At 72.6% G+C, this 10367-nt stretch carries 11 protein-coding genes; 6 read left to right on the forward strand and 5 right to left on the reverse strand.

The genetic code is table 11. The features are described 5' to 3' along the window. Window positions 1-203 precede the first annotated feature (203 nt). The 3 genes from lysA (at window position 204) to QOL99_RS11210 (ending at window position 2979) form a co-directional block, all read left to right on the forward strand. Window positions 204-1349 (forward strand): diaminopimelate decarboxylase, encoded by a 1146-nt coding sequence (lysA, locus tag QOL99_RS11200; RefSeq protein WP_285523884.1) that lies wholly within the window; start codon window positions 204-206, stop codon window positions 1347-1349. 56 nt (window positions 1350-1405) lie between these two features. Beyond that, window positions 1406-2050: a TetR/AcrR family transcriptional regulator gene (locus QOL99_RS11205; RefSeq protein ID WP_285523886.1), complete on the forward strand. Its 645-nt coding sequence runs from the start codon at window positions 1406-1408 to the stop codon at window positions 2048-2050. A 155-nt stretch (window positions 2051-2205) separates the two neighbouring features. Further along, window positions 2206-2979, forward strand: a complete 774-nt coding sequence (locus QOL99_RS11210; RefSeq protein ID WP_285523888.1) for a TerC family protein — start codon at window positions 2206-2208, stop codon at window positions 2977-2979. Between the two features lie 29 nt (window positions 2980-3008). On the opposite strand, the gene QOL99_RS11215 is transcribed toward QOL99_RS11210, so the two are convergent. From QOL99_RS11215 to QOL99_RS11225, 3 genes are read right to left on the reverse strand one after another with little or no spacing between them, the layout of a single operon-like run. Then, entirely contained in the window at window positions 3009-3353 is a 345-nt protein-coding gene (locus QOL99_RS11215) for a hypothetical protein (protein WP_285523889.1), read from the reverse strand. Further along, a complete protein-coding gene (locus tag QOL99_RS11220) occupies window positions 3343-4068 on the reverse strand; it encodes an endonuclease III domain-containing protein (protein WP_285523890.1) in 726 nt (241 codons plus the stop codon). Before QOL99_RS11220 ends, QOL99_RS11215 begins: the two co-directional genes overlap by 11 nt. A 13-nt stretch (window positions 4069-4081) precedes the next feature. After that, complete coding sequence (locus tag QOL99_RS11225) at window positions 4082-4675, reverse strand: hypothetical protein (RefSeq protein ID WP_285523891.1); 594 nt, start codon at window positions 4673-4675, stop codon at window positions 4082-4084. A 60-nt stretch (window positions 4676-4735) separates the two neighbouring features. On the opposite strand from QOL99_RS11225, the gene QOL99_RS11230 reads away from it, so the two are divergent. Continuing rightward, window positions 4736-5863 (forward strand): ATP phosphoribosyltransferase regulatory subunit, encoded by a 1128-nt coding sequence (locus tag QOL99_RS11230; RefSeq protein WP_285523893.1) that lies wholly within the window; start codon window positions 4736-4738, stop codon window positions 5861-5863. Continuing rightward, window positions 5860-6498, forward strand: a complete 639-nt coding sequence (hisG, locus tag QOL99_RS11235; protein WP_285523895.1) for an ATP phosphoribosyltransferase — start codon at window positions 5860-5862, stop codon at window positions 6496-6498. The genes QOL99_RS11230 and hisG overlap by 4 nt, the downstream gene beginning before the upstream one ends. A gap of 134 nt (window positions 6499-6632) precedes the next feature. Here the strand turns inward: hisG and QOL99_RS11240 are convergent, their stop codons facing one another. Both QOL99_RS11240 and aspS read right to left on the reverse strand, forming a co-directional pair. Then, complete coding sequence (locus QOL99_RS11240; protein WP_285523898.1) at window positions 6633-7994, reverse strand: MalY/PatB family protein; 1362 nt, start codon at window positions 7992-7994, stop codon at window positions 6633-6635. Window positions 7995-8111: 117 nt separating this feature from the next. Further along, window positions 8112-9398, reverse strand: a complete 1287-nt coding sequence (gene aspS, locus QOL99_RS11245) for an aspartate--tRNA(Asn) ligase (protein ID WP_285523900.1) — start codon at window positions 9396-9398, stop codon at window positions 8112-8114. A 204-nt stretch (window positions 9399-9602) separates the two neighbouring features. Between aspS and QOL99_RS11250 the strand changes: the two genes are divergently transcribed. Further along, window positions 9603-10367: 3'(2'),5'-bisphosphate nucleotidase CysQ (locus QOL99_RS11250; RefSeq protein ID WP_285523902.1), on the forward strand; the 765-nt coding region annotated here is incomplete at its 3' end.

Consider the following 10367-nt stretch of genomic DNA (forward strand, 5'->3'; position numbering starts at 1 on the left):
GACCACCACGCCGGGCGGCAGCGCGGGAGCGTCGGTGGGCGGGGCGGGGCGTCGGGCACGGGTCATAGGGGCAGTGTGAGGGCCAGCCCCCCTCGCCCGCAAGTCGGCGGCTCCGTCCCCGCCGCCCTGCCCCACCGGGCACGTTCCGCAGCGACTTCCGGTATCACTGGGCACATGAACCAGTTTGCGACCAGGATGTTTCCATGATCTCCCTCACGGCCCTCCGAGCGGCCGCCGATCAGTTCGGCACGCCTCTGTATGTCTATGACGCCGCCGAGCTGGACGCCGCGCTGGGGCAGGTGCGCTCGGCCTTCGGGGAGGCGCGGGTGTACTACGCGGTGAAGGCCAACCCCAACCTGAGCCTGTTGCGGCGGCTGCACGCGGCGGGCGTGGGCTTCGAGTGCGTCAGCGCCGGGGAGATCGCGCGGGCCCGGGAGGTCGGGGCCTCCGGGGACCGGGTGCTGGTCAACGGTCCGGCCAAGCTGCCCGGCGAGTACGCGGCGGGAGCGCGGCTGGGGGCGACCTTCGTGGTGGACCGCGAGGAGGAGGTGGGCCTGCTGCCCCCCGGCTCACGGGCCCTCGTGCGGGTCAATCCCGCGCTGGCGGTGAGCACGCACGACCACCTCGCCACGGGCGCGGCGGGCAGCAAGTTCGGGGTGACGCCCGCCCAGGTGCCCGGCGTGTTGCGGGCGCTGCGGGAGGCCGGGCACACGGCGCTGGGACTGCACGTCCACATCGGCAGCGCGATCCGGGACGCCTCAGACTTCAGCGCGGCCTTCGCGCGGCTGGCCGGATTGCACCCGGCGGTGGGCAACCTGGAGGTGCTGGACGTGGGCGGCGGCTGGGGCGTGGACGCCGACCTGCCGGGCATCGCGCGGGAGGCGCGGGCGGCGGCCTCGGTCTTCGGGGCCGGGCTGTGGGTCGAGCCGGGGCGCTATCTGGTCGCGCGGGCGGGCACGCTGCTCACGCGGGTGGTGGGCACCAAGCGCACCGGTCGCCCCTTCGTGCTCACAGACGCGGGCATGACCGAGCTGCTGCGGCCCATGCTGTACGGGGCCGAGCATCCGGTCACGGCGCTGTGGCAGGGCGGCCCCGAGGAGGTCTGGGACGTGGCGGGGCCAGCCTGCGAGAGCGGCGACCTGCTCGCGCGGGACGTGCCCCTCCCCGCACCCGTGCCCGGTGGCCTGCTGGCGATTGGCGAGGCCGGGGCCTACGGCGCGAGCATGAGCAGCACCTACCTCACCCGCCCGCGCCCCGCCGAGGCGCTGTGGGAGGGAGGCGAGTGGAAGCTGATCCGCCGCCGCGAGACGCCGCCGGACATCTGGGCGATGGAGACGGGGCTGGAGTGAGGGGCGGCCCGCACCCCCGCCGGGACGTTCGCCCTGCCCTCGGCTATCATGCGGGCGTGACCGCCTCGTCCACCCGCCTGCCCCCACCCGCACCCGACACCACCCGCGCCCGCATCCTGACCGAGGCGGCGCGGCTGTTCGTGGCGAGCGGGTACCACGGGGTGTCCATGCGTGAGGTGGCGGCGGCCGTCGGCGTGACCAAGCCTGCGCTGTACCACCACTACGCGGACAAGGAAGCGCTCTTTCTGGCGATGCTCGACGGCACCCTGACGGGGTTGGCGCGGCTGGTCGCCCACGCGGAAACGCAGGCGGGGGTGCGGGCCCAGCTGGGGACGCTGGTGGGCGACCTGCTGGCGAGTGCCCCCGAGCAGCGGGTGGGCCTGCAACTCGCGGGCGAACTGCGCCACGTCTCGCCGGAGCGCCGCGCCGCCTTCGAGAATGAGTACCGCCGGGTCTGGATGGGCGGCCTGAACAGGCTGATTGAGGGGGCCGCCGCACGAGGCGAACTGCGGGGCGACCTGCCCGCCGGCATCCTGACCCGCGCCCTGCTGGCCCTGCTGTACCCGCTGGTCACCGGAGCCCCGCCCAGCGATCCGGCAGGAACCGCCCGTGGCCTGCTGACCATCTACCTCGACGGAGCGGCGCAGCCTCCCGGCGCCGGGAACCGGCCGGAACATGAAGGGCCTTCATCTGACATTTAAGATTCGTGCACAACTTCTCCCGGAGCATGGGTCCTACCGCGCGGCGAATGCAGGCCGCGCGTCCTTGTCCCTGGTTTCCGTTTGCCGTCTCGGCGGCCTTTCCGGTAGACGTTCGCCCGCCCGGGTGACGGCCGCCCTCCCTCTGGAGTCTCCCTGTGTTAGAAACCCTGTTCGGCTGGATTTCTCAGCCCGAAGCCTGGCTCGCCTTTGGCACGTTGCTGCTGCTGGAGATCGTCCTCGGTATCGACAACGTGATTTTCATCAGCATCCTGGCGGGCAAGCTGCCGCCCGAGCAGCGCCAACGCGCCCGCACGGTGGGCCTGATGGCCGCGCTGGTCATGCGGCTGCTGCTGCTGTTCTCGATCGCCTGGATCTACCGCCTGCAAAACGACCTGTTCACCCTCTTCGGCATGGGCTTTTCCGGGCGAGACCTGATCCTGATTCTGGGCGGCCTCTTCCTGCTGTACAAGGCCGTCAAAGAGATGCACGAGCAGCTCGAGGGTCCTGCCGCCCACGACGCGCCCACGGTGGGCCGGGCAGCATCGGCGGGCTTCGCGGCGATCATCGCGCAGATCATGGTGCTGGACATCGTGTTCAGCCTCGACTCGGTGATCACGGCGGTCGGGATGGCCGACGACATCGGCGTGATGGTGAGCGCGGTCGTGCTGACGGTGCTGATCATGCTCGTCGCCGCGCGGCCCATCGGGGAATTCGTGCAGGCGCACCCCACCGTCAAGATGCTGGCCCTAGCCTTCCTGCTATTGATCGGCGTGAACCTGATCGCGGACGGCTTCGGCTTCAAGATTCCCAAGGGCTACACCTACTTCGCGATGGGCTTCGCCATCATGGTCGAGTTGCTGAACCTGCGGGCGCGGAAAGGCAAGCCGGTTGAGCTGCACGACACGGGGCGCCACCCCGACAAGGCATAAGAAAGACCAAACTCAGCGGAGGCGGAGGCTCACGGGCTTCCGCCTTCTTCTTGGTGGGAGACGGAGCCTGAAGCCACCTCGCGCTCACCCTGAAGCAGCACCAGCCGCAGGCCCCTGGCTTCAACGACGACTTCCGACGAGGCCGTCGCCCAGGCTCCAGGATGTTCGCCGCGCCTGCCCATCCCCTCCAGCGCGGCATCGTGGGCGGCGCTGAGCAGCCGCAGCGCCAGATGGTCGGGATCGCCGCCCAGCCACGCGCGGCTCCCCTCCACCCCGTCCCGGAGCACCGGGAGCTGGCCGTCCACAACTGACCTGAACCCCAGGCGCGGGCCGAACAGCTCGCGCAGGGCGGCGCAGAGCGGCTCAAGCCTCACGCTCACCGCTCAGGAACAGCCCGGCCGAGGGGCACAGGTCGCGCAGCACGCACCCCTCGCAGCGGGGGCGGCGGGCCAGGCAGGTCTGGCGGCCGTGGCGGATGGTGGCGACGTGGGCGGCGTAGCGGACGCTCCACTCGTGGGGCAGCACCTCGTCGAACCAGCGCTCGATCTTGAGCAGGCTCCAGCGGGCGGGCACGAGGTCGAGCCGCGCCGCCACCCGCCCGATATGGTTCTCGACCGGAATGGCGGGGCGGGCGAGGTCGAACAGCATCAGGAGCGACGCGGTTTTCATTCCGACGCCGGGCAGCGATTCGAGCAGCGCCCGCACCTCCGCGTCGGGCAGGGAGCGCAGGTCACGCAGGCTCAGTTCGCCCCGCGTCTCCTCCAGGCGGTGCAGCATGTTCCAGAGGTAGTCGGCCTTCATCCGCGCCAGCCCGCCGCCCGCGCCGCGCAGGGTGGCCTCCACCCCGTCGGGGCCGTCGGCGAGGGCCGCCTCCCAGACCGGATAGGCCGCCTTCAGCGCCGCGAACTGCCGCCGGGTCACCGTCCCCGTGTTCTGCTGCGCGAGGACCGTCTCCACGAGGTCGTCGAGCGGCTCGGGGCTGACGCGGGGCGCGGGCAGGGTGGGCAGGTACGCCCCGCGCAGCCTCCGCAGCACCTCGGGCAGATGCGGGGGCGGCGGGACCTCCTGGGCCGGAGTGGGGCGCGGCACGGGGGGGCGCGGGTTACGGCTGGGCGCGCAGGCGGGTGCGGTTTCCGGCGCTGTCCACGGCCTCGAGGTCGGCATAGACGCCGGTGGTCTCGGCGTAGAAGTCCACCCGCGAGCCGGAGGTGATGTTCAGGCGCTTGCCGTCCACCAGGACCTCGGTGACGCGGTTGTCGTCGGTCGCCACGCCCGTCACCCGGATCAGGTTGCCGCTGCGCTCGACGCGGGTCGCCTTCAGGGCGGGGGCCTTGCCGTCCACGGTGATGGGCACCTCCAGCAGGCTCTTGTTGCCCGCCGCGTCGAGGGCGCCGATCAGGTAGGTCGCCCTGTTGCCCTGCACCTGGGTCTCGAAGGCGAAGTTGGCGATCTTGCGGCTGCCCGGCTCGATGGGAATGGACTTGCCGTCCACCGTGATGCGCGTGACCCCCTGATCGTCGAGGGCGTAGCCCCGGATGGTAAAGGCCCGCGCCTGCCCCACCCCGCCGCCGTCCGGGCTGGTGACCACGATGCGCGGCTTGAAGGAGTCGGCCTTGCGGGCACACCCTCCCAGCAAGGCCCCCAGCAGGGGCGCGAGCAGCAGCAGGGCGGTGGGGGCGGCGGCAGCGCGGCGCATGGGGGCAAGTATAGCGGGGCCGCCGCTCCTCCCCCGGACCGGGGTGCTTTAATACCGCCCGTGACTGCCTTCCCCCGCCTCCCCGGTCCCGCCGTCCCCGAGGGCACCCGCGACGTGCTGCCCCCCGAGTGGCAACAGCGCGAGCATCTGCGGGGGCGGCTGGCGGCCGAGTTCGCGGCGTGGGGCTACCGGGGCGTGGACGTGCCCGCGCTGGAATTCGCCGACCCCCGGCACCCGCAGGACGCCCGCGCCTTCAAGCTGATCGACGTGGGCGGCGAGGTGCTGGCCCTGCGCGGCGAGTTCACCACGGCGGTGGGGCGGCTGGTGCGCTCGCGCTTCGCCGGGGGGCCGTTTCCGCTGCGGCTGCAGTACGGCGGGCGGCTGTGGCTGCGGGCGCTGACCAGCGAGCTGGGGCGCCTGCGCGAGTTCGCCCAGGTCGGCGTGGAACTGATCGGCGTCTCGACCCCGCAGGCCGACGCCGAACTGCTCGCGCTGGGCCGCCGGGCGCTGGAGGTGGTGGGCGTGGCCCCGGTGATGGAGGTCGGCTATCCCGGTTTCGTGGACGCGGTGCTGGAGGACGCGGGCCTCTCCCCCGGGGCGCGGGAGGCGCTGCACGGCGCGATCGACCGCAAGAGCGGCGCGGACGTGGACCTGCTGGCCGCGCAGCACAGGCTGGACGCCGGGATGACCCGGACCCTGCACACCCTGACCGACCTGTACGGTGGCCCGGAGGTGCTGGCGCAGGCGGGCGACCTCGCGCGGGGGGGGCGGGCGCGGGCGGCGGTGACGCACCTGGAGGCGGTCGCGGACCGGGCAGAGGGAACGCTGCTGTTCGACCTCGGGGCCAGCCGCCGCTACGGGTACTACACCGGGCTGACCTTCCGGGCCTACGCGCCGGGGCTGAACCAGCCGCTGCTGGGCGGCGGGCGCTACGACCTCGGCGGGCTGCCGGGGGCAGGGTTTGCCATCGGGCTGGAGCGGCTGACCGAGGTGGCCGCGCGGGGATTGCCCCCCGAGCCGGAGGTGGTGCTGGCGCTGGACGCCGCCGGGGCCGAACACGCCCGCGCCGCCGGACTCACCGCCGAACTCGCCTGGACCGACGACCGCGCCGAACTGCTCGCCTACTGCGCGGCGCGGGGCATTCGCCGCTGGGCGCAGGGGCAGACGCTGACCGGGGCGTCCGCATGAGCCCGGCCCCCGTGCGCGGGCCAGAACACCTCACCCTCGCGCTGCCCAAGGGCCGCATCCTGACCGAAGCCGCCGCCCTGCTGACCCGGGCCGGGCTGCCGCTGGAGTTGCCCGGCCCCTCGCGGGCGCTGCGGCACGAGTTCCCGGGGCTGACGGTGCTGGAGCTGCGCAATCAGGACGTGCCCGTCTATGTGGACCTCGGCGTGGCCGACTTCGGGATCGTGGGGAAGGACGTGCTGGTCGAGTCGGGGCGGGCCGTGTTCGAGCCGGTGGACCTGCGCTTCGCGGCCTGCCGCCTCTCGCTGATCCGCGAGGTGGGGGCCGACGGGCCGATTCAGAGGGTCGCCACCAAGTACCCCCGCTCGGCCCGCGCCTACCTCGCCGCACAGGGGATTCCCGCCGAGATCGTCAAGCTGTCGGGCAACATCGAACTCGCGGCGCTGACGGGCCTCGCGGACGCCGTGGTGGACCTCGTGCAGACCGGGGGCACCCTGCGGGCCAACGGGCTGGAGGAACGCGACGTGCTGCTGCATTCCTCCGCCCGGCTGGTGGTCAACCGCACGGCGCTCAAGCTGCGGCGGGAGCGGCTGCGCCCGCTGATCGAGCGGCTGCGGGAACTGGTGGTGGGGGACTAGAGCATTGGACAGAATGACGGCCCCCGGGGAACGGCGCCCCGGGTGCCTCCATTCTGCCCCATGTTCCTGTCCCATTCGCTCGCTCTGCTCGGCCAACGCATGCGGAAACCCACCCCATTCTTATGGCAAATGCTCTAGACAGGCGGCGGGGCCTCGCGCTCCAGCGCCGCCGTCATCCGTTCGAGCGCCTCGATCAGCATCGGGCGGCTGGTGGCGAAGTTGACGCGCACGCAACCCTGGTAGCGGTCGGCTTCCTCCGCTGGCGCGAACAGGGGACCGCCCTGCACGGCGACCCTGGCCTCGTCGAGGAGGAATTGCGCCATGTCGGCAGCGCGGGGATGCGCCCGCAGGTCCAGCCAGCCCAGGTAGGTGGCCTCGGGCGGCGAGAAGCGGGCCCAGGGCAGCCGCGCCTCCACAAAGGCCGCCAGCACGTCGCGGTTGCCGCGCAGGTAGGCGACCGTGTCGCGCAGCCACGGCCCGGCCCCCTCCAGCGCCGCCCGCCACGCGGCCACGCCCAGGGTGGAGGGGTGGCCCATCAGCCCGCCCGCCGCCCCACGCACCCGCCGCACCAGCTCGGGGTCGTGCCCCACCATCACGCCGATGCCCAGGCCCGCCGTGTTGTAGGCCTTGNTCAGCCCGCCCGCCGCCCCACGCACCCGCCGCACCAGCTCGGGGTCGTGCCCCACCATCACGCCGATGCCCAGGCCCGCCGTGTTGTAGGCCTTGGCGGGGCCAGTCAGGGTGACGGTGCGGGCCTGGACGCGGGGGTCGGCGGCGAAGGACTCGAAGGGCACGTCCGAGAGCCGCAGGTCGGCGTGCAACTCGTCGGACATCACGTGCAGGTCGTGGCGCAGCACGAAATCGCGCAGCCGCTCCAGTTCCCCGGCGTCCCAGACGCGCCCGCTGGGGTTGTGGGGGTGGCACAGCAGCAGCAGGCGGCAGCCGGGGACGGCGGCCTCCAGCGCGTCCCAGTCGATCTCCCAGCGGCTGCCGGATTCCTGCGGCTCGCGCAGCGGCGCGGCGGCCACCCGGCGGCCCTGGCCCGTGATCGCCTGGTGGAAGGGGTAGTAGATGGGCGTCATGGTGAGGACCGGCTCGCCCGGCGCACTCAGGGCCGCGACCGCCGCGTAGATGCCCGGCACCACGCCCGGCGTGAAGGAGAAGCCCCCCTCCGGCAGGTCGGTCAGGCCGTGGCCCGCCAATTTCTCCCCCAGGGCAGCGATCAGGCGGGGGTCTCCCATCATCTGCCCGTAGCCCAGCCCGTGCGCCAGTCGCTCCTGCAGCGCCTCCACGATGGCGGGCGCGACCGGAAAGTCCATGTCGGCCACCCACAGGGGCAGCACGCCTTCTGGATAAAAGGTCCATTTCATGCTGTCGGGGTGGCGCAGCGCGGCGGGGTCGAGGGAACCGTAGGGAGAGGCGGTGGCAGGCTCGGGGGCCAGTTCGGGAACCTCCAGCTCGGGCTGGTCGGGGGTGGGCAGGTCGGGGTGAGTCATGGGAGGAGGATACGCCGGGGGCTGGAAGTCGAGGGGTCAGGAGGCTGGGAAGGCGAGGAGCACGGTTGTTCTCGGCGCCTTGACCTCTGGACTTTCAGGCCCGCACCCGCGCCGCGCTCAGGGCGTCAGCCGGTGCCGGTCCCGCGGAAACGCCCGCGCGAAGCGCACGTTGCCGATCCCCAGCAGCCGCGCGGTCAGGCGCTCGGCGCCGATGGCGAACCCGCCGTGGGGAGGCATCCCGTACTTGAAGACCTCGGCGTAGCCCGCGAGCGCCTCCGGGTTCAGGCGGTAGGCCGCGATGGACTCCTGCAGCGCCGCGTACTCGTGGATGCGCTGCCCGCCCGACGTGATCTCGATGCCCCGGAACAGCAGGTCGAAACCGCGCGTCAGGCCCCCTTCCTCGGGATAGGCGTAGAAGGGCCGGGCCGCGCGGGGGTACTTCGTCACGAAGACGAAGTCGGTGCCCTGGGTCTCGGCGTAATGCTGCGAGAGCAGCCGCTCGGCCTCCGGGTCGAGGTCCTTGCCGGAGGCGGGATGGCCGTATTTCTCCTCCACCAGCCGCCGGGCATCGAGCAGCGGGATGCGCGGGATGTGGGCGGGCACCTCGGGCAGCGTGGCCCCCAGCAGGGCGAGTTCGGGGGCCGCGTGCTCGCGCAGCCGCTCCATGATGGCCGCCAGGACGCGGGTTTCCACGTCCATCACGTCCTCCTCGGACTCGATAAAGCCCAGTTCCACGTCCAGCGAGAGGTACTCGTTGAGGTGGCGGGAGGTCGCGTGCTCCTCGGCGCGGTAGACGGGCGCGACCTCGAACACGCGCTCGAAGACGCCCACCATGATCTGCTTGTACAGCTGCGGGCTCTGCGCGAGGTAGGCGGGCTGCCCGAAGTAGTCGATGGGAAAGAGGTTCGCGCCGCCCTCCGCTCCCGCCGAGACGATCTTGGGCGTGCTGATCTCGGTGAAGCCCTCCTCGCGCAGGTGGTCGCGGAAGGCCGCCACGAGTTCGGCCTGCACCTTCAGGATCGCCCGCTCGCGCAGCCCGCGCACGGTGACCACCCGGTAGTCCAGCATCGTCTCGGGGTGCACGTGCCACTCCATCTTGGGAATCTCGACCGGGGGCGGCTCGGCGGCGGGAGTCAGAACCCGGAAGGTCTCCACCTGCACCTCGAAGCCGCCGGGGGCCTTGGGGTGGGCGGTGACGCGCCCGACCACCTCGATGCTGCTCTCGGGCAGCGGCAGGTCCAGCCCGCTTCCCACGCCCTGCACCAGGCCCGCGCGGTCGCGCAGCACCAGAAATTGCACGCCCCCCAGGTCGCGGCGGGCGTGCAGGAAGCCTTGCAGTCGAACGGTCTGACCCGCGTGGGCGGGAAGGGCCGAGGTCAGGGTGCGGGGCAGTGGCGTGGTCATGGTGGGATCTCCTGGGTCTGGGAAAGGGCAAGCCCCCGACTCCTACGCTGAGGGGTCGGGGGCGCGGCGATCTGCGGCGAGACGTCCCCTACCGGGGATCGTCATTCACGTTCACGGGGGTGACGCGGGCCGCACTCATGCCGGGAAGTGTAGCGGGCGCACCCTGGGGCGTCAACGTGGGGGCCGGGGGGTATCTTCGGGGGCGTGAGTCTGGAGCGAGAACTGGAGACCGCCGCGCGGCTGGCGCGGGAGGCGGGGGCGCTGCTGCTCGCGCACCTCGCGCGGGGGGTGACCCCCCAGCAGAAGACGGGCGCGGACGACCTCGTGACCGCCGCCGACCACGAGGCCTCCGACCTGATTCTGGCGGGCCTGCGCTCGGCCTTTCCCGGGGACGGGCTGCTGAGCGAAGAGGCGGCCGATAACCCCGCCCGGCTGGGGCATGAGCGGGTCTGGATCATCGATCCCATCGACGGGACCAAGGAGTTCACCTCCGGCAGCCCCGACTACGCGGTCAGCATCGGGCTGGCGGTGGCGGGCGAGCCCGTCCTGGGCGCGGTCTACGCCCCGGCCACCGACGAGCTGTTCGCCGGGGCGGTGGGCCTGGGGGTGACGAGAAACGGCGAGCCGACCGGGTTCAGCCGCCGCGAGGGGTACGTGGTCAGCGTGTCGGACACCGAGTTCCGGCGCGAGTTGCACGCCCACGACCTCCCCGGCATGGCCCCCAGCGGCTCCATCGCGCTGAAGCTGGCGCGGATCGCCAATGGCGAGGCCGACGTGACCTTTTCCATGAGCCCGCGCTCGGAGTGGGACGTGGCGGCGGGGCACGCGCTACTGCGCGTACTCGGCGGCGACCTGCGGCGGCGCGACGGACGGGCGATCCGCTACAACTCGGCCCGGCCGCACCTCGAACAGGGGATCATCGGCGGGCGGGCCGACGCGCTGACGTGGCTGGAGGGCGAACTCGCGGCG

It is taken from the genome of Deinococcus rhizophilus (assembly GCF_030271215.1).
Taxonomy (GTDB): Bacteria; Deinococcota; Deinococci; order Deinococcales; family Deinococcaceae; genus Deinococcus; species Deinococcus rhizophilus.